Annotated in this window: 20 protein-coding genes; 4 read left to right on the top strand and 16 right to left on the bottom strand. The window is 72.5% G+C overall.

Annotated elements, in window-relative coordinates:
- Window positions 1-4: 4 nt before the first annotated feature.
- From ABT041_RS20560 to ABT041_RS20495, 14 genes are all read right to left on the bottom strand, one after another.
- A complete protein-coding gene (locus ABT041_RS20560) occupies window positions 5-676 on the bottom strand; it encodes a phosphorylase family protein (protein WP_351186380.1) in 672 nt (223 codons plus the stop codon).
- Window positions 676-2661, bottom strand: coding sequence for a squalene--hopene cyclase (gene shc / locus ABT041_RS20555; RefSeq protein ID WP_351186378.1), 1986 nt, complete (start codon window positions 2659-2661; stop codon window positions 676-678). Before shc ends, ABT041_RS20560 begins: the two co-directional genes overlap by 1 nt.
- A 107-nt stretch (window positions 2662-2768) precedes the next feature.
- Window positions 2769-3869 carry a polyprenyl synthetase family protein gene (locus ABT041_RS20550; protein WP_351186376.1) on the bottom strand — a complete coding sequence of 367 codons (1101 nt, stop codon included), beginning with the start codon at window positions 3867-3869 and terminating at the stop codon, window positions 2769-2771.
- On the bottom strand, window positions 3866-5284 hold the full coding sequence (hpnE, locus tag ABT041_RS20545; protein WP_351186572.1) for a hydroxysqualene dehydroxylase HpnE: 1419 nt from the start codon (window positions 5282-5284) through the stop codon (window positions 3866-3868). The genes ABT041_RS20550 and hpnE overlap by 4 nt, the downstream gene beginning before the upstream one ends.
- A 349-nt stretch (window positions 5285-5633) precedes the next feature.
- Window positions 5634-6584, bottom strand: a complete 951-nt coding sequence (gene hpnD / locus ABT041_RS20540; RefSeq protein ID WP_351186374.1) for a presqualene diphosphate synthase HpnD — start codon at window positions 6582-6584, stop codon at window positions 5634-5636.
- Entirely contained in the window at window positions 6581-7492 is a 912-nt protein-coding gene (gene hpnC, locus ABT041_RS20535; protein ID WP_351186372.1) for a squalene synthase HpnC, read from the bottom strand. Before hpnC ends, hpnD begins: the two co-directional genes overlap by 4 nt.
- A gap of 301 nt (window positions 7493-7793) precedes the next feature.
- A complete protein-coding gene (locus ABT041_RS20530) occupies window positions 7794-8441 on the bottom strand; it encodes a TetR/AcrR family transcriptional regulator (RefSeq protein WP_351186370.1) in 648 nt (215 codons plus the stop codon).
- 113 nt (window positions 8442-8554) lie between these two features.
- The gene (locus tag ABT041_RS20525) at window positions 8555-9340 is read right to left on the bottom strand and encodes an ABC transporter ATP-binding protein (RefSeq protein WP_351186368.1); all 786 of its coding nucleotides are present in this window, start codon (window positions 9338-9340) and stop codon (window positions 8555-8557) included.
- Complete coding sequence (locus tag ABT041_RS20520) at window positions 9333-10262, bottom strand: ABC transporter permease (protein ID WP_351186366.1); 930 nt, start codon at window positions 10260-10262, stop codon at window positions 9333-9335. Before ABT041_RS20520 ends, ABT041_RS20525 begins: the two co-directional genes overlap by 8 nt.
- Before the next feature lie 50 nt (window positions 10263-10312).
- A complete protein-coding gene (locus tag ABT041_RS20515) occupies window positions 10313-11158 on the bottom strand; it encodes a glycosyltransferase family 2 protein (RefSeq protein WP_351186570.1) in 846 nt (281 codons plus the stop codon).
- Window positions 11159-11205: 47 nt separating this feature from the next.
- Entirely contained in the window at window positions 11206-11985 is a 780-nt protein-coding gene (locus ABT041_RS20510) for a CDP-alcohol phosphatidyltransferase family protein (RefSeq protein WP_351186364.1), read from the bottom strand.
- A gap of 10 nt (window positions 11986-11995) precedes the next feature.
- A complete protein-coding gene (locus ABT041_RS20505) occupies window positions 11996-13057 on the bottom strand; it encodes an iron-containing alcohol dehydrogenase family protein (RefSeq protein ID WP_351186362.1) in 1062 nt (353 codons plus the stop codon).
- Window positions 13045-13794, bottom strand: coding sequence for a phosphocholine cytidylyltransferase family protein (locus ABT041_RS20500; RefSeq protein WP_351186360.1), 750 nt, complete (start codon window positions 13792-13794; stop codon window positions 13045-13047). The genes ABT041_RS20505 and ABT041_RS20500 overlap by 13 nt, the downstream gene beginning before the upstream one ends.
- On the bottom strand, window positions 13791-15602 hold the full coding sequence (locus ABT041_RS20495; protein ID WP_351186568.1) for a DUF5941 domain-containing protein: 1812 nt from the start codon (window positions 15600-15602) through the stop codon (window positions 13791-13793). Before ABT041_RS20495 ends, ABT041_RS20500 begins: the two co-directional genes overlap by 4 nt.
- Before the next feature lie 398 nt (window positions 15603-16000).
- Here ABT041_RS20495 and ABT041_RS20490 point away from each other — a divergent pair, with 398 nt between their 5' ends.
- The 3 genes from ABT041_RS20490 (at window position 16001) to idi (ending at window position 19175) form a co-directional block, all read left to right on the top strand.
- The gene (locus ABT041_RS20490) at window positions 16001-16942 is read left to right on the top strand and encodes a cation diffusion facilitator family transporter (protein ID WP_351186358.1); all 942 of its coding nucleotides are present in this window, start codon (window positions 16001-16003) and stop codon (window positions 16940-16942) included.
- 200 nt (window positions 16943-17142) lie between these two features.
- Window positions 17143-18402: a bifunctional class I SAM-dependent methyltransferase/N-acetyltransferase gene (locus tag ABT041_RS20485; RefSeq protein WP_351186356.1), complete on the top strand. Its 1260-nt coding sequence runs from the start codon at window positions 17143-17145 to the stop codon at window positions 18400-18402.
- 152 nt (window positions 18403-18554) lie between these two features.
- A complete protein-coding gene (gene idi, locus ABT041_RS20480) occupies window positions 18555-19175 on the top strand; it encodes an isopentenyl-diphosphate Delta-isomerase (RefSeq protein WP_502976549.1) in 621 nt (206 codons plus the stop codon).
- Between the two features lie 72 nt (window positions 19176-19247).
- Here the strand turns inward: idi and ABT041_RS20475 are convergent, their stop codons facing one another.
- Together ABT041_RS20475 and ABT041_RS20470 are read right to left on the bottom strand one after the other, a co-directional pair.
- Window positions 19248-19700 (bottom strand): ATP-binding protein, encoded by a 453-nt coding sequence (locus ABT041_RS20475; protein WP_351186564.1) that lies wholly within the window; start codon window positions 19698-19700, stop codon window positions 19248-19250.
- A gap of 130 nt (window positions 19701-19830) precedes the next feature.
- The gene (locus tag ABT041_RS20470) at window positions 19831-20520 is read right to left on the bottom strand and encodes an HdeD family acid-resistance protein (RefSeq protein WP_351186354.1); all 690 of its coding nucleotides are present in this window, start codon (window positions 20518-20520) and stop codon (window positions 19831-19833) included.
- Between the two features lie 66 nt (window positions 20521-20586).
- Here ABT041_RS20470 and ABT041_RS20465 point away from each other — a divergent pair, with 66 nt between their 5' ends.
- Window positions 20587-21330: an enoyl-CoA hydratase/isomerase family protein gene (locus ABT041_RS20465; RefSeq protein ID WP_351186352.1), complete on the top strand. Its 744-nt coding sequence runs from the start codon at window positions 20587-20589 to the stop codon at window positions 21328-21330.
- The last annotated feature ends 186 nt before the right edge of the window (window positions 21331-21516 follow it).

Here is a 21516-nt window from a genome sequence, read left to right as displayed (position 1 = left end):
TCGTTCACCTCCTGGGGAGCAGCAAAGAACGGTGCCATTCGAAGAATGCGGGAAGGACGGCACGAAGGACGCGGAAGGCTGATATTCCCCCGCGTACCGTGCCGATCCGGACCAGTTCATGTTCCGGAGCGTCCACGACCACCCGGACGGCCGCAACCGGACGCGCGTCCTGGCCGTCCCCGAACGCTCCGGCGGCCCGGGCGGTACGGAGCGTGGCGGCGGACTCCATGTCGACGGCGATCGCGCCACCGGCGGCCAGCGCGGCCCGCTCGGGGCCGCGCACCACGTGGTCGGAGCCGATCAGCGGCCCGGTGTGGACGGCGTGCCCGGGCACCGCCTTGACCAGGGCCTTGACCAGGAGCTCGGTCCCGGCGCAGAGGGTCGTGCCGTCGGGGCCGCGGGTCTCGTCGGCGACGATCAGGTCCCCCGGGTGCATGCCCGGGGCGAGGCCCGCGCAGAAGCCGGAGGCGATCACCGCCGCGTCCCGCCAGGGCTCCTCGTCGAGCGCCCGGGACACGGCCCGCCGGGCCCGGTCGGGACCCATGCCGGTGCGCAGCACGGTCACGGGGCCCGGCGCGGCACCCCGGTCCCCGCTGCGCAGGGCGAACTGCTCGATGCCGAGCGCGCAGGCGATCAGCAGCGGCGGGCCGGCGCCCGGGCCGGGCTCGCGGCCCATCAGTCCTCCTTGCGCGGCGAAGGCTCCCCGTACACGTAGCGCCCGAGCGCCGTGAGCGGGAACACCTGCCGGTAGAGGTGGTAGTTGATGGAGAAGTCCCAGGGGAAGCCGGTGCCGGTGAAGTACGGCTCGTCCCAGGAGCCGTCCTCCCGCTGGTTCTCGACCAGCCAGGCGACGCCCCTGCGGACGGGCTCGGAGTCGCGCTCCCCGGCGGCGAGGAGGGCGATCAGGGCCCAGGCGGTCTGGGACGCGGTCGAGGGGCCGCGCCCGACCCACTCCTCCTCCTTGTACGAGCGGAGGTCCTCGCCCCAGCCGCCGTCGTCGTTCTGCGTGGATCCGAGCCAGGCGACGGCCCGGCGCATCGCCGGGTGCGAGGCGGGCAGGCCGGCGGCGGCGAGCGCGGGGAGCACCGAGCCCGTGCCGTACACGTGGTTGACGCCCCAGCGGCCGAACCAGGCGCCGTTGGGCTCCTGTTCGGCGAGGAGCCACTCGATGCCCCGGCGGGCGCGCGGGTCCTGGGTCATCCCCTCGTGGGCGAGCATCTCCACCACGTGGGCGGTGACGTCGGCGGAGGGCGGGTCGATCACCTCGCCGAAGTCGCAGAACGGCAGCTTGTTGGGGAAGACGCTGGTGTTGTCGGCGTCGAAGGCTGCCCAGGCGCCGTTCCTGGACTGCATGCCGAGGGTCCAGCGGACGCCCCGGGCGACGGCCGCCTCCACCCGGGCCGGGTCGGGGTGGTGCACCCGGCGCAGGGCGAGCAGGACTTCGGCGGTGTCGTCGATGTCGGGGTAGTTGTCGTTGTGGAACTCGAACGCCCAGCCGCCCGGCGGGAGTCCGGGCCGGCGCACCGCCCAGTCCCCGGTGCGGGTGATCTCCTCGTCGAGCATCCAGTCCACGGCCTTCACCAGCGCCGGATGGTCGGGCCGCAGCCCGGCGTCGGCGAGTGCGATGGTGGCGAGGCAGGTGTCCCAGACGGGCGACTGACAGGCCTCGATCATCCGCGAGCCGTCCTCGCGCCACACGGCGAACCGGTCGAGGGACTCCAGGCCGGCCCGCATGACCGGGTGCTGGAGGTCGTAGCCGAGGAGGTGGAGGGCGATGACCGAGTAGACGGCGGGGGGCTGGATGCCGCCCCAGCAGCCGTCGTTCTCCTGGCGCTCGACGATCCACCGGGCGGCGACGTTCATCGCGGTGCCGCGCACCCCGCGCGGGGCGAAGCGGTGGTAGACGTGCAGGGCCTTGTCGAGCCGCTGGAAGATCCCGTCCCAGCCGGTGGCCGGGGCGAGCGGCCGCGGCGGGTTCGGCCGCGCCGGGTCGGTGTGCAGCTCGTCGAGGGGGAACGGCGCGGGCCGGACCGGGCGCTTCGCGGAGACGACGGTGAGCGGCACGATCGTCTGCCGGGCCCAGCAGCCGAAGTCGTAGATGTTGAGCGGGAACCACTTCGGCAGGAAGAGCAGCTCCGGTGGCAGCTCGGGCAGGTCCTCCCAGCGCCACCAGCCGAAGAGGGCCAGCCAGATCCGGGTGAAGACCCGGGCGGAGGCGATCCCGCCGCGGGCGCGGACCCAGGCGGCGGCGCGGGCCATGTGCGGGGCCTCGGGCGGGTCTCCGGCGAGCCGCAGGGCCACATAGGCCTCGACGGTGGCGGAGAGCTCGCCGGGTCCGGCGTAGAAGGTGGCCCAGGCGCCGTCCTCGCGCTGCTCGCGGCGGATGTGGAGGGCGGCGGCGTGAGTGGTGTCGGCGTCGAGGATGCCCAGGAACTGGCGGAGGAGGAGGTCCTCGGCGTCCATGGTGACGTTGGTCTCCAGGTCGCCCTTCCACCAGCCGGCCGGGTCCTGCCGGGCGAGCAGGTGCTCGACGGCCCGTTCGGCGGCCCGCGCGGCGGTGCCGTCGAGGCCGGACGCGAAGGCGTCGGTGTCGTTCGTCTTGCTGGCCGAGGCTGCCCGGGGGCCCACGGCCCCGGCACTTCCGTCGGTCGTCGCTGTCATGGCTTCCCCTTCGTGCAGTCGGTTCCTTCTGCTCCTGCGGGTCTGCCGTCGGCCGGCGCCGGATGGCACCGGCCGGCGACTGCGAACTCATATCAGGGTGATGGTGATCATCTCTTCCGTACGACCACGAAGTCGGCCAGTGCGACCAGCTGGTCCCGCACCCGCGACGGCATGTCCACCTCGTTCAGCGCGGCGATCGCGATCGCGTGCTGGCGGCGGGCCTCCTGGGAGGTCCACTCGCGTCCTCCGGCCTCCTCGATGAGGGCCGCGCGGGTGGCGAACTCCTCCTCGGAGAAGGTGTCGAAGTCGATGGACTTGGCGTCCGCGGCGAGCAGTTCGCCGAGCCGCTCGGAGGCCGGGCCGCCCGCGGCGAGGGCGGCGACGACCGGAAGGGACTTCTTGCGCTGGCGCAGATCGCTCCAGGTCTGCTTGCCGGTGGCCTCCGGGTCGCCCCAGATGCCGAGCAGGTCGTCGACGGCCTGGAAGGCGAGGCCGAGGTGGTAGCCGTACTCCTCCAGCTTGTCGGCGGTGCGGTCGTCCGCCCCGCCCAGGACGGCGCCGATGGACACGGCGCAGGCGAGCAGGGCGCCCGTCTTGTTGCCCTCCATCTCCAGGCACTCCTCGACGGTGACCCGCTCGCGGTGCTCGTAGGAGATGTCCTGGGCCTGCCCGTCGATGAGCTTGCGGCTGGCCGTGGTCAGCCGGCGGGTGGCACGGCCGGCCTCGACGGTGCCGAGCTCGAGCAGGATCTCGTTGGCGAGGGCGAAGAGGGCGTCACCGACGAGGATCGCCTGCGCGGGGCCGTGCACCTTCCACACCGTGTCGCGGTGGCGCCGCTGCTCGTCGCCGTCCATCAGGTCGTCGTGGAGCAGCGAGAAGTTGTGCACGAGCTCCACGGCGACGGCGCCGGGGATCCCGACCTCGGGCCCGACACCGGCGGCCTCGGCCGACAGCAGGGCGAGCGCCGGGCGCACGGCCTTGCCGCTGTCGGCGTCCGTCGGGTTGCCGTGGGCGTCGATCCAGCCGAAGTGGTAGGCGGCCACGGTGTCCATGGGCGGCGCGAGGCGGTCGACGGCCGCCCGCAGTACGGGGGTGGACAGGGTCCGCCCCCGCTCCAGCAGTGCGGACACGTCCGCGGTGTCGACGGCCGGATTTCCCGGCGGCACTGTCGGCACGGTCTCTCCTCTTGTTCCGGTACTCACACTCATACCGCCTCCTGCAGCGGATGGTCATGGCGGCGGCCGAGGGCGGAGAGCGCGGCGCCCGCGGCGCTGAAACCACTGCGGACGGCACCCTCCATGGTCGCGGGCCAGCCGGTGGCGGTCCAGGCCCCGGCCAGGTACAGCCCCGGGGCCCTGGTGCGGGCGCCGGGCCGGAGCCGGCCGACGCCCGGGGTGGGGGCGAACGTGGCCGTCCGCTCCCTGGTGACGAAGAAGTCACGGATCCCGGCGCCGCGGGCGGCGGGCAGGAGCCGCTCCAGCTCGGGGAGGTACTTCGCGCGCAGGGCGGCGACGGGTTCGTCGATCTCGTCCTGGGCGGCGGACTGGGACACGGCGAGGTACTGGCCCCCGCCGGTGAGTCCGGAGGAGTCGGTCCGGTCGAAGACCCACTGCACCGGAGAGCCGAGCGTGGTGAAGAAGGGCTGCTTCAGCACCTTGCGGTCGTAGACGACGTGCAGGTTGAGGATCGGCGCGGTGTCGATGTCCAGGAGCCGGTCCGGGTCGTCGAGGGCGCCCTCGGGCAGCAGGCCGTGGGTCTCCTGCTGCGGGACGGCCAGGACGACGATGTCGGCCTCGATCCGCTCCCCCGGTACGTCGACGGCCCAACGCCCGTCGTCGGTGCGGGAGATCCGCTCGGCCTTGGTGCGCAGCGCGATGCGGACGCCGCACGCGTCGAGTTCCTTCGCGGCGCGGGTGTCGTGGAGTTCGCCGAGCGGGACGTGGGCCCAGCCGATGTCGGCGGCGCCGGGCTCGGAGAGCAGTCCGGTCTTGAAGACCATCGCGGCGAGCCCCATGGAGGCCTGCGGGGCGGGGGCGTTGAGGGTGGGGATGCCGACGAGGTCCCACAGGGCTTCGACGGCCCGCGGGGACTGTCCGTGCCGGCCGAGCCAGGTGGCGAAGTCGATGCCGTCGAGCGCGGGGTCGGCGGGGTCGAGCTTCTTCAGGGCGAGCGCGGCCCGGCCGACGGAGGCGCGCTCGGCCAGGGAGAGGTGCGGGTAGGTCGCGAGGCTGCGCGCGAGGTGCAGCGGTACGGGGAGGTCGTCGCGGCGGATCCGGCCGAGCCGGGGGCCACGGGGGTGCGCGACGTCGAGGACGGGGACGTCGAGGCGGTCCTGGAGGGGCGCGAGGCGGGCGCCGTCGACCCGGTCGAGGAACCAGCGGTAGGCGGTGCAGCAGCGCAGGTAGACGTGCTGACCGTTGTCGACGGTGAGGTAGCCGCGGCGGAAGGAGAAGGCGAGGCCGCCGAGCCGGGGCCGGCCTTCGAGCAGGGTCACCTGGACGCCGCTCTCGGCGAGCTGGAGCGCGGTGGTGATCCCGGCGAGCCCACCGCCGACGACGACGGCGGAAAGCTGCCGCCCGGTCCGGGTGCCGGCCTCGGCGCGCGCACCGCGACCGTCGCTCATGCCGAGGCCGGTGCCCGCGCCGGTTCCCGTGCCCGCGCCCGTACCGGCGCTCATGCCGGGACCAGCGCTCGCGTCTGTGCCCGTACCCGTGCCCGTGCGTGTACGCCCACCGGCGCTCCCGCCCGAGCCGGAGCCGGGCCCGGAGCCGGACACCTGCCCCGTGCCGGACACCGGCCCGGAGCCGGAGTCGTGCCCCGTGCCGGGTGTGGCCGGCGGGGTGGTGTGCTCGGTTTCCTCGGGGTTCACGCGGCCTCCGTTCGGGTCGTCGCGGTCGGATGCGGGGCTGCCTCGGGCAGGGACGCCGGAGCGGCGCCCGGGGTTGCCCGGCCGGCGGGGGCGCAGGGGCGCATCAGGCGCGCCTCCTGACCGTGCGGCGGGCGATGTGGCGGGTGTCGAGGCCGGAGAGGCCACGCACCGCGACGTACGCCTTCTCGCGGCCCGGCAGGGAGACGCGGCCGCGCAGGACGGCCTCGGGGTCGCGCTCGATCCGGTCGAGGAGGCGCCGGTAGATGCCGGCCATGGCGGCGACGCACGCGCCGCTGCGCCGGTCGAGCATGGGCAGGAGCCGGTAGCCCTCGGCGAACAGGGCGCGGGCGCGCCGTACTTCGAAGTGGACGAGCCCGGCGAAGTCGGCCCCGGCGGGCATCGCGTCGCCGCCGAAGCCGTCCGAGCAGCCGAACTTGGCGAGGTCGTCGGCGGGCAGATAGGTGCGCCCGTTCCCGGCGTCCTCGCGTACGTCCCTGAGGATGTTGGTGAGTTGGAGCGCGAGGCCCAGGGTGTCGGCGTACTCGGGTGCCCGGTCCGCGCCCTGGGCGCCGGGCTGGGTGCCGAAGACGCCGAGGGAGAGACGGCCGATCGCGCCGGCGACGCAGCGGCAGTAGACCTTGAGGTCGTCCCAGGTCTCGTAGGTCGCGCCGCGCACGTCCATGAGGACGCCGTCGATGAGCTCGTCGAGGCCGCCGAGCGGGATCGGGAAGCGGCGGGCCGAGTCGGCGAGGGCGACGGCTACGGGGTCGGTGTCGTCCTCCTCGACGAGGTCCTTGCGGATGCGCTCGAGGATGTCCCGGGTGGCTTCGAGCCGCTCGCGCTTCTCCTCGGGCGGGAGCGTGCCGTCGCCGATGTCGTCGACGCGCCGCGAGAAGGCGTACAGCGCGGACATCGCCTGCCGCTTCTCGGCCGGGAGCAGCCGGATGCCGTAGGCGAAGTTGCGGGCCTGCTGTCCGGTGACGGCCTCGCAGTAGCTGTAGGCGGCCTGGACCGGCGCGGACGGCTGGTGCTGTGCCTCCACGGTCGCGCTCACCCCTCTCTCCGCGCCCGGAGCAGTACCGCTCCCGCCTGGCGCATCAGGCTCGGCTTGGTGGGCTTCGGTGGGCCGGCCAGTACGTCGTATCCGGCGTCGGTGACGGCGTCGAGCGCGGCGAGTCCCCCGGCGGTGAACCCGGCGAGGAGGAGGCGGAGCCGTCCGTGGACGCTGCCGACGAGCGGGGCGCCCGCGTGCAGGAGGGCGCGGGCCCGCTCGGCCTCGAAGGCGATCAGGGCCCGCACGGAGGCGCCGGCGGTGGGCGCGGCGAGGTCGTGCTCGGTGACGTGGAAGCGCTTGAGGTCCTCGGCCGGCAGGTAGATCCGGTCGCGGGCGAGGTCCTCGGCGACGTCCTGGAGGTGCTCGACGATCTGGAGGGCGGTGCAGATCTCGTCGGAGCGCCGGATCCGCTCGGGGGTGTCGGTGCCGGTGATCGCGAGGACGAGCCGGCCGACCGGGTTGGCGGAGAGCTCGCAGTACGCGAGGAGGTCGTCGTACGTCTCGTAGCGGCGGACCTGCTGGTCCTGCCGGTTGGCGGCGATCAGTCCGAGGAAGGGCTCGGGGGTGAGCCCGCGCCGCCGGACGGTCGGCTGGAGCGCGCGCAGCAGGGGGTGGTGCGGGGTGGAGTCGAAGACCCGGCGGAGGTCGGCCTCGAAGGCGTCGAGGAGGACGAGCCGGTCCTCCGCGCCCGCGGGGTCGACGCCGAGGTGGCGGGCGTCGGCGCCGCCGGGGGCGAGGTCGCCGTCGCCGATGTCGTCGACGAGCCGGGCGAAGCCGTAGACGGCCATGAGGTCGTCGCGCCAGGCGCGGGGCAGGAAGAAGGGGGCCACGGGGAAGTTCTCGTCCGCGGCCTTGCCGAGTGTGGCGCGCGAGGAGGCGTCGGTGCGCGCCTGCCGGGTCTCCGTCACTGGGCGGTTCCCGACGGAGGGACGGCGACACCCTCGTGGAGCTGGAGATTCTGCGTCATGGCCGTCACGACTCCCGTTCTACACTGCCGATCCAATCCATCCTATTTCGGACACGCCGCCGACCCCTGCCCGTAGGGCCGCCGGCCGGGGCCCGATGGCCGCGGGGTATCGCCCTACTTGCCGCGAAACAGACCGGTCCAGCTTACGTTGTACGACGACCTTCGCCATTCCGGGGTGGCGGGCTTCGCACACCTCACCCGTACGGTCCGTCAACGAGCGTGCCCCACAAGGGAGTTCGGTGTCAGTCGGCGGTCGTTCCGGAGACCACCATGGCGAGGGTGGCCTCGACGACCACGCTCCTGCCCTGGGCGGAGAGACGGCGAAGGGGCCCGTCCACCAGCAGGAGTGACAGTCCGTGCACGGCCGACCACGCGGCGGCACCGGTGGCCGGACGGACACCGCGCCGCGCCGCGCCGAGCGCGGTGAGCGCATCGAGCGCCTCCCTGAGCAGGGTGAACGCGCGGATCTCGGGCTCGGCGGGCGGCCGGTCGGGCGCGTGCTCGCCCGCCGCCGCGGGGCGGGGGACGCAGAACGCGGCCCGGTAGAGGCCGGGCTGCTCCACGGCGAAGCCGACGTACCCCCGGCAGAGCGCGGTGACCCGGCGCTCGGCCGCGAGTACGGGGTCGTCGGCGCCCGGCTCGCGGGCGGCCGCCCGCTCCATGGAGGCCGCGAGCTCCCGGCGGGCGTGCGCCCTGACGGTACGGAGGAGTTCGCCGCGCCCGTCGAAGTGCCGGTAGGCGGCGGTGGGCGAGACGCCGACCCGGCGGGCCGCCTCGCGCAGGACGACCCGCTCGGGGCCGCCTTCGCAGGCGAGGTCGACGGCCGCGCAGATCAGCGCGTTGCGCAGGTCGCCGTGGTGGTAGGTCTTTCCCGCCGAGGTCGCTGCCATGAGCTCATCCTGCCCGAAGTTAACCGCATGAACATTCCAGGTGGGCGTTGCGACGCGCGGAAAACGGAAGAACCCCTACCGGATGAATTCCGGCAGGGGTTCTCACCCGGGCTTCAGCGCGCGGTCTCGCGCTCGTACGCCTTGAGGACTTCCTCCGTGGGGCCGTCCATCAGGAGCTGCCCCTTCTCCAGCCAGAGCACCCGGTCGCAGGTGTCGCGGATGGACTTGTTGCTGTGGCTCACCAGGAAGACCGTGCCGGCCTCCTTGCGCAGCTCGCGGATGCGCTCCTCGGAGCGGATCTGGAACTTGCGGTCACCCGTGGCGAGGGCCTCGTCGATGAGGAGGACGTCGTGGTTCTTGGCCGCCGCGATGGCGAAGCGGAGCCGGGCACCCATGCCGGAGGAGTACGTCCGCATGGGAAGGCTGATGAAGTCGCCCTTCTCGTTGATGCCGGAGAAGTCGACGATGCCCTCGTAGCGGTCCTTCACCTCCTCGCGGCTCATGCCCATGGCGAGGCCGCCCAGGATCACGTTGCGCTCGCCGGTGAGGTCGTTCATGAGGGCCGCGTTGACGCCCAGGAGCGAGGGCTGCCCGTCGGTGAAGACGTTGCCGCTCTCGGTGGGGAGCAGACCGGCGATGGCGCGCAGCAGCGTGGACTTGCCGGAGCCGTTGGAGCCGATGAGGCCGATGGCCTCGCCGCGGTAGGCGGTGAAGGTGACGCCGCGGACGGCGTGGACCTTGCGGACGCCACGGGAGACCTCGGCCTTGCCGCGGCCGACGATCCGGCTGAGCGCCGCCGTGGCGCTGCCCTTGCCGCCGCCACCGGCGTTGACCCGGTAGACGATGTGGACGTCGTCGCAGATGACGGTGGGGACCTTGCCCTGGTCGGTGTCAGCCACGGCCGTACCTCTCCTCGGCCTTCCAGAAGTAGACGAAACCGCCGATGCCGAAGAGCAGGGCCCAGGCGAGTGCGGTGATCCAGACGTGGTCCGGCAGGTTGTGCGCGCTGTAGCCCTCGATGAGCGCGTAGCGCATGAGGTCCATGTACACGGCCGCCGGATTGTACATGAGGATGTCGGAGATCCAGGCAGGCTTGTCGGCGAGCATCGTCTGGATCGAGAACATCACGCCCGACGCGTACATCCAGGTGCGCATGATGAACGGCATCAGCTGGGCGAGGTCGGGCGTCTTGGCACCCATCCTGGCCACGATCATGGCGAGCCCCGTGTTGAACACGAACTGCAGGGCGAGCGCCGGGATCACGAGCAGCCAGCGCAGCGACGGGTAGCTGCCGAAGAAGATCGCGACCGCCACGAGCACGATCATCGAGTACAGCAGCTGCTGGAGCTGCTGCAGCGAGAAGGAGATCGGGAGGGTGGCGCGCGGGAAGTGCAGGGCCCGGACGAGGCCGAGGTTCCCGGAGATCGCCCGGACGCCGGCCATGACCGAGCTCTGGGTGAAGGTGAACACGAAGATGCCGGTGACGAGGAAGGGGATGTAGACCCCCTTGGACATGCCCCGGCCGGCATCCAGGATGAGCCCGAAGATCAGGTAGTAGACGAGGGCGTTCAGGAGCGGGGTCGCCACCTGCCACACCTGGCCGAGCTTCGCCTGGCTGTACTGGGCGGTCAGCTTCGCGGAGGAGAAGGCCAGGATGAAGTGGCGGCGGCTCCACAGCTCGCGGACGTACTCGCCGAGACCGGGCCGGGCACCGCTGACCGAGAGGCCGTACTTCGCGGCCAGCGCGGCCGAGGAGAGGCCCTCGTCGACGGACGGAGGCGCGCTCGTCGCGACCGCCCCGCCCTGGTGTGTGTCACTCACAAGTCGAAACTTTCGTGTTCAAGATGCGCGGCACGTCGGGTACCACGATGTCAGACGACCGGGGGGCGACCCAGCCGGGTCAGCCGCCACACCGTACGCCACCTCATGGGGCGGCGCGGTCCGCAGGGGGTCGTCCAGCCCGCGCGGAATCCGCCGAGCCACGCCTTCAGCGCGGAGGGCGAGGGCCGCCGGGCCAGGGTGAGCAGGAGCCAGACGCCGAGATAGGCCGGCACCAGGGGCGCGGGCAGATTGCGACGTGCCAGCCACACTCGGTTGCGGGCCACGTTGAAGTGGTACGAGGCGTGCCGTGACGGGGCTGTGGTGGGGTGCAGCAGCACCATGTCGGAACGGTAGTCGATCATCCAGTCGGCGTCGAGCGCGCGCCAGGCGAGGTCGGTCTCCTCGTGCGCGTAGAAGAACTCGCCCGGCAGACCGCCGACTTCGGCGAAGACCTTGGTGCGGACGGCGTTGGCGCCGCCGAGGAAGGTGGTGACCCGCGAGGAGCGCATCGGGTCGGACGAGCGCAGCCGGGGCACGTGGCGCCGCTGGGTGAGTCCGGTCTCCGGATCGGCGATCCGGAAGCTGATGATGCCGAGGCGCGGGTCGGCGGTGAAGGCCTGCCGGACCAGCTCCGCGGTGTCGGTGTGGGCGAGCAGCCCGTCGTCGTCGAGGAAGAGCAGGACGTCGACGTCGGTGCCGCCGGGGCCGAAGGCCTCGATGCCGACGTTCCGGCCGCCGGGGATGCCGAGGTTCTCGGGCAGCTCGACGGTGCGGACCCAGTCGGGCACCCCGGTGACCGGGGTGCCCTGACCGACGACGACGACCTCGATCGGGTCGCCCTCCTGCTTCGCGATCGAGTCGATGAGCGCGCGCAGGTCGTCGGGGCGGGTGCCCATCGTGATGACGACGGCACCCACCCTGAGCGGCGTGCTCACGGCCGGCCTCACTTCAGCCTGCTGGAGACCATGATCGACACCAGGTGCAGCACGGTCTGGAGCAGGGCGATGCCGGCGAGTACGGCGACACCGAGCCGGGAGAAGAAGAGGTCTCCCCTGGCCTGGTCCGCGATCGCCAGGACCACGATGAGCAGGGAGGCCTCGATGCCGAGGACGAGCCGGTGGAACTTGAGCGCGGCGGCGGCCCGGCGGGCGAGCGCCATGCCGGAGGAGCGCGGCTCGGAGGCGGCCTCCTTGACCGGAGGCAGACCGCCCTGGTGGCGGGCGACACCGACCAGGTCGGTCTCGGCCTTGATCAGGATGGCGCCGAGGGCGGCCAGCGTGCCCAGGAAGGCCCACAGCCAGTCGATCCGGCCAGAGCCCCACAGGTCGGCGGCGCGCAGGCCGAAGCCGACGAGCACGGCCGCGTCGCACAGGTAGGCGCCGACCCGGTCCAGGTAGACCCCGGCCAGCGAGTACTGCTTCTTCCAGCGGGCCACCTCGCCGTCGACGCAGTCGAGCAGCAGGTAGAGCTGGACCATGAGCGCGCCGAGCAGCGCACCCGGGATCCCGGGCACGAGCAGGGCGGGTGCGGCGAGGACGCCGGCGAGCGTCATGACGTACGTGAGCTGGTTCGGCGTCACCTTGGTGCCGACGAGCTGCCGGGTGATCCTGAGCGAGATCTCCCGCATGTACAGGCGGCCGCCCCAGTGCTCACCGCTCCGCCGGTCCTTCACACCCGGCGGGTGGACGACCGGGCGGAGCTCCGCCACCGAGGGCTTCCGCACAGGACGGACCTCAGCTACCGATGGATTTGGCATAGTCGGCGTACGCGTCCCTGATCTCGTCGTCGGACAGGTCGAGGTGTTCGAGGATGGTGAAGCGGCCCGGCCGGGTCTGCGGGGCGAAGGACACCGCCTGGACGAACTCGTCCACGGTGAAGCCCATCTCCTCCGGCAGGACGGGCAGTCCGTGCCGGCGCAGGGTCTCGACCATCAGGGCGGACGCGTCGCGGTCGCCGCGCAGGTGCATGGCGAAGGCCGCGCCGAGACCGCACTGCTCGCCGTGGCTGGCGGCGCGGGCCGGGAAGAGCAGGTCGAAGGCGTGGCTGATCTCGTGGCAGGCGCCCGAGGAGGGGCGGCTGTCACCGCTGATCGACATGGCGATGCCGGACATCACCAGGCCCTCGGAGAGCGTGACGAGGAAGTCGTCGTCGCCGACGCCGCCGGGGTGGCGGAGCACGGCCTCGCCGGCGCTGCGGGCCATGGCGGCCGCGAGGCCGTCGACCTTCTCGCCGGTCTCGCGGTGCGAGAGCTCCCAGTCCGCGATGGCGGACAGGTTGGAGATCGCGTCGCCGATGCCGGAGCGGACGTACCGCACGGGGGCGTCCCGGATCACGTCGAGGTCGATGACCAGCGCGATCGGGGTCGGCACACCGTAGGAGCCGCGCCCGTTGTCGTTGTCCAGGGTGGAGATCGGCGAGCAGATGCCGTCGTGCGACAGGTTGGTGGCGATGGCCACCAACGGCAGCCCGACCCGGGCCGCCGCGTACTTCGTCACGTCGATGATCTTGCCGCCGCCGAGGGCGACCACGGCGTCGTACCGCTTGCCGCGCATGGCGTCGGCGAGCTTGACGGCCTCGTCGATCGTGCCGCCCGAGACCGGGTACCAGTCGGCGCCGGGCAGCTCGGGGGCGAAGTGGTCACGCAGCTTGAGGCCCGAGCCGCCGCTGATGGCGACGGCGATCTTGCCGTTGCTGGAGATCCGCTGGTCCGCGAGGAGCGCGGACAGGTCGTCCAGCGCTCCCCTGCGGATGTCGACGACGACCGGCGAAGGGATCAGCCGAGTCAGTACTGGCACGCGATCTCACGGCCCTTCGCGAGGTCGTCGTGGTTGTCGATCTCGACCCACTTGACGTCACCGATGGGCTCGATGTCGACGGTGAAGCCGCGGTTGACGAGCTCCTGGTAGCCGTCCTCGTAGTAGAGGTCGGGGTCGCGCTCGAAGGTGGTCTTGAGCGCGTCGGCGAGCTCCTCTGCGGCCTCGGCCTCGATGAGGGTGACACCGATGTACTCGCCGGTGGCGGTGGCCGGGTCCATCAGCTTGGTGATGCGCTCGACGCCCTTGCCCTCGGCGACGATGACCTTCATCTCCTCGTCGGCGAGGTTCTTCACCGTGTCGAGGGCGAGGATGATCTGGCCCTTGCCGCGGGCGGCGAGCAGGGTCTTCTCGACGGAGACCGGGTGGACGGTGTCGCCGTTGGCGAGGATCACACCGCGCTTGAGGACCTCACGGGCGCACCACAGGGAGTAGGCGTTGTTCCACTCCTCGGCCTTGTCGTTGTCGATGAGGGTGAGCTTGAGACCGTACTTGGCCTCGAGGGCGTCCTTGCGGTCGTAGACGGCCTCCTTGCGGTAGCCGACGACGATCGCGACCTCGGTGAGGCCGATCTCGGCGAAGTTCTTCAGCGTCCCGTCGAGGATGGTCAGCTCGTTCTCGGTGCCCTCGCCGGACACGGGCACGAGGGCCTTCGGAAGCGTCTCGGTGTAGGGGCGCAGACGCCGTCCGGCACCGGCTGCCAGTACGAGGCCGATCATGCTGTTTCTCCTTCGTCGTGAACGGCGGGTGCTCCGGAGGAGACCCAGAAACGGATGGACTCCACGAGCACCACGAGCGCGACGGCGACCGCGAGGGCGGTCAGTGCCAGGGTGAAGTCGTCACCGCGGTCCGCCAGCAAGGCGGCGAGGACGGTCACCAGGAGCGTGCGCCCCTCGTGTCCGCCGGTGACGCGCACCAGCCACGCGGGCGGCGCGCCGGTGCCTCCGCGGATGCGGTACACCGTGTCGTAGTGATGGTAGGCGACGGCCGCGACCAGCCCGAATGCGGCGGGGAGGGCCTGGGGGGCGTCGGAGCGCGCGGCCAGGACCAGGACCGTGCCGTACTCGGCGGCGCGGAAGAGCGGGGGGAGGAGCCAGTCGAGGGCGCCCTTGAGGGGCTGGGAGACGGCGAGTCCGGACAGCAGCACGTAGGCGACGGCGGCGCCCACCGCGGTCCAGGGGTCGCCCTGGACGAGGGCCGAGCCGAGCACGGCGACCGCGCCGAGGGCCGCGAGCAGCGGCGTGCCCGCGTGGTGGCGGGCGTCACGGGAGCGGAGCCGCGCCATGGTCTCGGCGATCGGTCCCGAGTCCGCCAGGTCCGCCAGGGCCTGCGCGGCGCGGTCCGTGCGCTGGGCCCTGCGGGTCAGGGAGCGCAGGACGCGGCCGGCCGTGGTGTAGCAGGCGCCGAAGGCACAGCCGATGATCAGGGCCCAGAAGACGATCCGGGGACTCGTGGTGGCGGTGAGGACCGCGATCATCGCCCAGCGCTCGCCGATCGGCAGGATGATCATGCGGCGGGCCCAGACCGTCCAGCCGACGCCGTCCAGCCTGCTGGAGAGGGCGGCGGTGGGGCTGGTGTTGGCCGTGGCGTCGTGGTTGGCCTCGTTGAAGGAGAAGTCCACGACGTGCCGGCAGGTCATGAGGACCATCGCGCCGAGTGCGAGCGCCCAGACGTCGTCGCCGTTGCGGGCGGCGCCGAGGGCGAGGCCCGCGTAGAAGGCGTACTCCTTGGCCCGGTCGAAGGTGGCGTCGAGCCAGGCGCCCATCGTCGAGTACTTGAGCGCGTAGCGGGCGAGCTGCCCGTCGGTGCAGTCGAGGACGAAGGAGACCAGGAGGAGGACGCCGGCCGCGATGTAGCCGGCCCGCTCGCCGGTCGCCGCGCAGCCGGCCGCGATCAGGGCGGTGAGCAGCGAGGCGGTGGTGACCTGGTTGGGCGTGAGGCCGCGGCGGGCGCACCAGCGGGCGATGTAGCGCGAGTACGGGCTGATGAAGAAGGTGGTGAAGAAACCGTCGTGCGCCTTGACGGCCGAGCGCAGGCGTACGGCCTCGTCGTCGACGGCCTCGACGGCGGCGCGGGCCTCGTGGCGGGCCTCGGCGTCGGTGGGCACGGTGGCGACGAGGGTGCCGAGCTGGGGACGGTGCACGGCGACGCCGTCGGCGTCGAGGGTGTCGGCGAGCGCGTCGGTGAGGCCGTCGGTGAGCGTGCCGGTACCTGCGGCCCCGGTGGTCGCGGTGACCGTGGCCAGGGCGCGGGCGAGCGCGGGGCGGGCCTCGCGCTGCGCGGTGAGCGCGCCCGGGGCGGCGGCCGCGGGGAATCGGGGGTCGGTCAGGGTGAGGCGCAGCGCGTGCAGGTGACCGACGAACCGGGGGTCGACGAGCGCGACGCGCTCGCCCGCCGGGACGGCGGCAAGCAGGGCACCGGCCTCCTCGGCGCCGGAGGCGATCCGGACGTCGAAGCCGAGCGACCGCAGATCACCGTCGAGCGAGGATCCGGGTGCCGGCGGGCCGGTGAGGATGGCGGTCGACAGACGAACTCACTCCTTGAAGCTGATGGAGGGGCCGGCGGGGCCATGGCGGCCCCGGGCGCGGCGGTGTGGCCCGGCACCGGGCGGCGACACGTCGGCTGAGGCTATCGGATGAACGGAACGTGAGTTCACCGAGGCTTCGCCGCCCGGCCTCCCCCGGGACCGTCCGTGTCCGTCCGGGTGCGCCGCGTGCCGCGGAGATCATCATGGGCGATCGGCCACCCGCCCCACAAACCCGCTCCGCGAGCCCCTTGACGGCGACTCCCCCTTCTGGCGTTGTCGCAGGTCAGAGCATATGACAACGGTGTTCAGTACCGTGTTGCACATACCCCCCACCCGTAGTTCACTTGCGAATCGGAGACCGCCGAGCAACACGGACGACACGACCGGGAGGCCTTGTCATGGGGGCTGGACACGACCACGGGCACAGCCACGGCGGGCCGCCGCCGACGGGTACGGCGGCCGCCGGGTACCGCAACCGGCTGCGGATCGCGCTCGGCATCACGCTCTCCGTGATGGTGATCGAGATCATCGGCGGTGTGGTCGCCGACTCGCTCGCCCTGATCGCGGACGCGGCCCACATGGCGACGGACGCCGTCGGCCTCGCGATGGCGCTCCTCGCGATCCACTTCGCGAACCGGCCGCCCTCGGGGAATCGCACGTTCGGGTACGCCCGGGCCGAGATCCTGGCGGCGCTCGCCAACTGTCTGCTGCTGCTCGTCGTCGGCGGTTACGTGCTGTACGAGGCGATCCAGCGGTTCCTGGAGCCGGCCGAGACCAAGGGCGGTCTGGCGATCACGTTCGCGGTGATCGGCCTGGTGGCCAACGTGATCTCGCTGTCGCTGCTGATGCGGGGCCAGAAGGAGAGCCTCAACGTGCGCGGGGCCTATCTGGAGGTGCTCGCGGACGCGCTGGGTTCGGTGACCGTGATCGTCGCGTCCGGGATCATCCTGGCGACGGGCTGGCAGTACGCCGACCCGATCGCCTCGATCGTGATCGGTCTGATGATCGTGCCGCGGACCCTCAAGCTGCTGCGCGAGACCCTCGACGTGCTCCTGGAGGCGGCCCCCAAGGGCGTCGACATGGCGGAGGTACGGGCGCACATCCTGGCCCTGCCGGGCGTCGAGGACGTGCACGATCTGCACGCCTGGACGATCACCTCGGGGATGCCGGTGCTCTCGGCGCACGTGGTCGTCGACCAGGACGCGCTGGACTCGGTCGGCCACGAGAAGATGCTGCACGCCCTCCAGGGCTGCCTGGGCTCCCACTTCGACGTGGAGCACTGCACCTTCCAGCTGGAGCCGGCCGGTCACGCGGAACACGAGGCGAAGCTCTGCCTCTGAGGGGCCCCGGCTGATAGCCTCGTGGGACGAACGCGTGTGGAGAGGAGCTGAGGTTGATGACCGTCGCGATGGAGGCTGCCCAGTGCGGCAGCGCCCGGTCGTCCCTCAGCCTCCGGGTCTCCGGCTGACCTGATCCCCGGTCTTCCCACCGGTACGTCACGTCGTCGGCCGGGACCCTTTCACCCAAAGGGTTTTCCACGTTGTCCGACAACGCTCTGCACGACTCCTTCTTCGCCCTGCACCACGGTCTGCCGCGGCAGGGTCCCGGCTCCGACACCACCACCCGCCGGCTCCTCGCGCTCGCGGGGAGGCTCCCGGAGCGCCCGCGCGTACTCGACCTGGGCTGCGGCCCCGGCCGCTCGGCGCTGCTCCTGGCCGCCGAGGCGAACGCCGAGGTGACCGCCGTCGACACCCACGAGCCGTTCCTCGCGGAGCTGCGCGAGACGGCCGCCGCGCGCGGTCTCGACGGCTCGATCCGTACCCTCGACGCCGACATGGGCGCGCTGCCCTTCCCCGACAGCTCCTTCGACCTGATCTGGGCCGAGAGCTCGGTCTTCGTCCTCGGCTTCGACCGGGCCCTGGCCGAATGGCGCAGGCTCCTCGTGCCCGGAGGCACGCTGGTGCTGACCGAGTGCGTCTGGACCACCGAGGAGCCGGGCCCGGCGGCCCGCGCCTTCTGGGAGGACAACTACCGGCTCCGTACCGTCTCCGCGAACGTGGCGGCGGCGGTCGACGCCGGCTACCACGTCCTGGGCACGGTCCCGCAGCCCGAGAGCGACTGGGACGAGTACTACGTCCCGCTCGCCGCCCACGCCGAAGCCGCGGACACCACCGTGCCCGGCATGGCCGAGGCGGTGGCCGGGGCCCGCGCCGAGATCGCGCTGCGGCGCGAGCACGGCTCCGACTACGGCTACGCGGGCTTCGTCCTGCGGCTCGCCGATCCGCGCTGGCGGACCCGGCCGGAGACCGCCGCCGACGCGGCGGCGATCCGGCAGGTCGTGGCGACCGCCTTCGGTTCGGAGGCCGAGCCCTCCGCGACCGAGGCCGATCTCGTCGAGGCGCTCCGTCTCGACGAGGCCTGGCTGCCGGGCCTCTCGTACGTGGCGGAGGCCCCGGACGGCACGGTCGCGGCGCACGCCCTGATCACCCGCTGCCTGGTGGACGGGGCGCCCGCGGCCGCGCTCGCCCCGGTCTCGGTGGCCCCCGCCCACCAGCGGACGGGGGCCGGGCAGGCCGTCGTCCGGGCGGTGCTCGACGCGGCCCGGCTGCGCGGCGAGCCGCTCGTGCTCGTCCTGGGCCATCCGGAGTACTACCCGCGGTTCGGGTTCGTACGGGCGTCCGAGTATGGAATCCGGCCAGGTTTCGAGGTTCCGGACGAGGCGATGATGGCGCTCGTCCTGGACGGTTCCGTACCCGTTCCGCCGGGCACGCTCGCCTATCCGGCACCTTTCGGGGTGTAGTGCCCGATTGACCCCCTCCCGCTCCCGCCGCACCGCCTGTACTCCGGTGCGGTGGGAGCGGCCACGTCCGGCCGCCGAAGTACGGACAAGCCGGTTTTGTACGGCAGACTGTGGTGGCCCCAACGGGCCGAGGACCGATGCGAAGGATGGGTATGCCGATCACACCAGCCCCCGCGGCTCAGATCTCGCCGGAGACCGCGTCGAACGGCTTCCAGCCGTCCGGAGCCCCGGCGCCGATCATGCTCGAACTGGTCGACGAGGAGGGGAGGACCATCGGCACCGCGGAGAAGCTCGCCGCACACCAGGCGCCGGGTCAGCTGCACCGCGCCTTCTCCGTCTTCCTCTTCGACGAGTCGGGCCGGCTGCTGCTCCAGCGGCGGGCGCTCGGCAAGTACCACTCCCCCGGCGTCTGGTCGAACACCTGCTGCGGCCACCCCTACCCGGGCGAGGCGCCGTTCGCCGCGGCGGCCCGGCGCACCTTCGAGGAGCTGGGCGTCTCACCGACGCTGCTCGCGGAGGCCGGCACCGTCCGCTACAACCACCCGGACCCGGCCTCTGGCCTGGTGGAGCAGGAGTTCAACCACCTCTTCGTCGGCCTGGTGCAGGCCGACCCGCGGCCGGACCCGGAGGAGATCGAGTCCACCGCCTTCGTGACCGCCGACGAGCTGGTCGAGCGGCACGCGGCCGTGCCCTTCTCGGCGTGGTTCATGACGGTCCTGGACGCGGCGCGTCCGGCGATCAGGGAGCTGACGGGTCCGTCCGGCGGCTGGTGACCACCGACGGCGCCTCCCGGCCCCGTTGCCATCGGGGCCGGGGCCGTCCCGTCCTCCGCCTCGCGGGAACCGTCACACGGGCCCGAGGGGCAGCGCCGCCCAGATGATCTTCCCGCCGCTCGCGGTGTGCTCGACGTCGCAGGCGCCGCCGGCCTCCTGCGCGATCTCGCGGACGAGGAGGAGCCCCCGGCCGCCGGTCTGTCCCCAGTCGGCCTCCAGCGCCTTGGGCCGGTACGGGTGGTTGTCCTCGACGGACACCCTGACCCACTCGGGGCCGATCGCGACCTCCACCGCTATCTCGGGGGAGAGCAGCGCCGCGTGCCGCACGGCGTTGGTCACCAGCTCGGAGACGATCAACAGCAGGCCGTCCATGGTCTCCTCATGGACGGGGACGCCCTGGCGGACCAGCAGGTCGCGTACGGCGTGCCGGGCCTGCGGGACGGAGACGTCGACCGCTGCAGCGGTGAAGCGCCAGACTCCTTCGTAGGACGGTTGCCGGGCGGGGACGCCTCCGTGGGCCTCCACGGTCCCGTTCCCACCCTCGTGCTCGATTCTCGCCACGGATCGAGTCTTGGCAATGCGCGCAGGCGGACCGGCCTACTGACCAGAAGTCGACACTTATCGGCCACCTTCTGATCGGCTGAGTATGCCAACGTCAGTTGTTCGACCGTTCCTGCGCGGTTTCTGAGGACTCCGGAATGGGGGCCGTGGCCGACGCCGACGGGGTCACCATACTGACGATCCGTCGCCCGCCCACCCCGATCGCGATCAGGCCGAGACCGTCGAACAGCAGGGCGAGCGAGAAGAAGACGCCGAGGACGTACAGGCTGCTGTGCGGCCAGTCGAACAGGACCAGCAGACCGAGGAGCAGCCCGAAGGCTCCCTGCAGCAGCGTCCAGCCGAACTGCGGCCCCCGCACCACCACGCTGCCGACCAGACGGAACAGCCCGCCGGTGAGGAACAGCAGGGCGGCGAACATCGTCAGCGCCTCCGCCGAGCCCTCCGGGTGACGGATGACCACGACACCGGCCGCGATGTTCAGCGCGGCGACCACCGCCGCGAGCCAGAAGTAGCTGGTGCCGCGCGACTGGATGGCCTGCAGCAGCCCCACGACACCGCCGATCAGCAGCAGCCAGCCGAAGAGCAGCATGGACGTCAGCGTCGCGACGCCCGTGTAGACGAGGCCGACCACTCCGCCGACCACGAGCAGGATGCCGAGCACGGCCAGCCAGCTGAAGCTGCGGCGGAGCTTCTTCCCCTCGCGCCTCAACTCCCGGACCGGGTCGGAGGTGGGGTCGGGGTCGGGGTCGGGGTCGCCATGCGTCCCATGGACGTCCTTGGCCATGTGGTGCCTCCTCGGAGCGACCCCTTCCTGATCGTACGTTCGGGCCCGGCGGATAGCATCCGGCCCATGGAGCCGCAGCTGAAGGAAAGCGTCACGGACGGGATCGCCACCGTCGTCATCGCCAACCCCGCCAAGCGCAACGCCATGAGCGCCGGGATGTGGCGCGCCCTGCCCGGCGTCCTGGAGCGGCTCGCCGCCGACCCCGCCGTCCGGGTCCTGGTCCTCACCGGCGAGGGCGACACCTTCTGCGCCGGGGCGGACATCGCGGGGCTGCGGGAGCCCGGCGACGAGCAGCAGACGCTCGCGGTACGGGCCGAGGACGCGCTCGCCGCCTTCCCCAAGCCGAGCCTCGCCGCCGTCCGGGGCTTCTGCGTCGGCGGCGGCAGCCAGCTCGCCGCCGCCTGCGACCTGCGCTTCGCCGAGGAGGGCACCCGCTTCGGGATCACGCCCTCGAAGCTCGGCATCGTCTACCCGTCCTCCTCGACCCGCAGGCTCACCGCCCTGGTCGGGCCCTCGACCGCCAAGTACCTGCTGTTCTCGGGCGAGTTGATGGACGCGGAGCGGGCGCTGCGGACCGGCTTCGTGGACGAGCTGCACCCGGCGGGCGCGCTGGACAAGCGGGTCGCCGAGTTCGCCCGGCTGCTCGCCTCCCGCTCGCTGCTCACCCAGGCGGCGGCCAAGGAGTTCGCCGACGGGCGCCTGGACCGGGACGAGCACTGGGCGGAGCAGGCGCGCGGCAGCGGCGACACCGCCGAGGGCGTCGCCGCCTTCCTGGAACGCCGCGCGCCCCGCTTCACGTACGGGCTCTGAGCGCACGGCCGCCGAGCGTCAGCCGACCTTCCGGCCGCGCCAGTGCGCGACGATCGCGGCCGGGGCCTTGGACGACGAGGACGCGTCGCTGGGGCACCGCTCCGTCCTTGGCGGGGCCGGTGCCGTCCGCCACGGCGGGGAGCCCACCTTTTCCGCCATGCGCTCCGGCCGTTCCCGTCGTACCGA

This window comes from Streptomyces sp. NPDC002825, assembly GCF_040295385.1.
Classification (GTDB): domain Bacteria; phylum Actinomycetota; class Actinomycetes; order Streptomycetales; family Streptomycetaceae; genus Streptomyces.
The sequence above is the reverse complement of the archived record's forward strand: the minus strand, read 5'-3'. Positions and strand labels throughout refer to the sequence as shown.

What these genes read in the sequence shown, in the direction of transcription:
- ABT041_RS20560 (WP_351186380.1), bottom strand. Translation starts at nt 676, where the DNA reads ATGGGCCGCGAGCCCGGCCCGGGCGCCGGCCCGCCGCTGCTGATCGCC.
- idi (WP_502976549.1), top strand. Translation starts at nt 18,555, where the DNA reads ATGCCGATCACACCAGCCCCCGCGGCTCAGATCTCGCCGGAGACCGCG.
- ABT041_RS20500 (WP_351186360.1), bottom strand. Translation starts at nt 13,794, where the DNA reads ATGATCGGCCTCGTACTGGCAGCCGGTGCCGGACGGCGTCTGCGCCCC.
- ABT041_RS20470 (WP_351186354.1), bottom strand. Translation starts at nt 20,520, where the DNA reads ATGGCCAAGGACGTCCATGGGACGCATGGCGACCCCGACCCCGACCCC.
- ABT041_RS20550 (WP_351186376.1), bottom strand. Translation starts at nt 3,869, where the DNA reads ATGAGTGTGAGTACCGGAACAAGAGGAGAGACCGTGCCGACAGTGCCG.
- ABT041_RS20465 (WP_351186352.1), top strand. Translation starts at nt 20,587, where the DNA reads ATGGAGCCGCAGCTGAAGGAAAGCGTCACGGACGGGATCGCCACCGTC.
- ABT041_RS20490 (WP_351186358.1), top strand. Translation starts at nt 16,001, where the DNA reads ATGGGGGCTGGACACGACCACGGGCACAGCCACGGCGGGCCGCCGCCG.
- ABT041_RS20515 (WP_351186570.1), bottom strand. Translation starts at nt 11,158, where the DNA reads ATGGGCACCCGCCCCGACGACCTGCGCGCGCTCATCGACTCGATCGCG.
- shc (WP_351186378.1), bottom strand. Translation starts at nt 2,661, where the DNA reads ATGACAGCGACGACCGACGGAAGTGCCGGGGCCGTGGGCCCCCGGGCA.
- ABT041_RS20530 (WP_351186370.1), bottom strand. Translation starts at nt 8,441, where the DNA reads ATGGCAGCGACCTCGGCGGGAAAGACCTACCACCACGGCGACCTGCGC.
- hpnE (WP_351186572.1), bottom strand. Translation starts at nt 5,284, where the DNA reads ATGAGCGACGGTCGCGGTGCGCGCGCCGAGGCCGGCACCCGGACCGGG.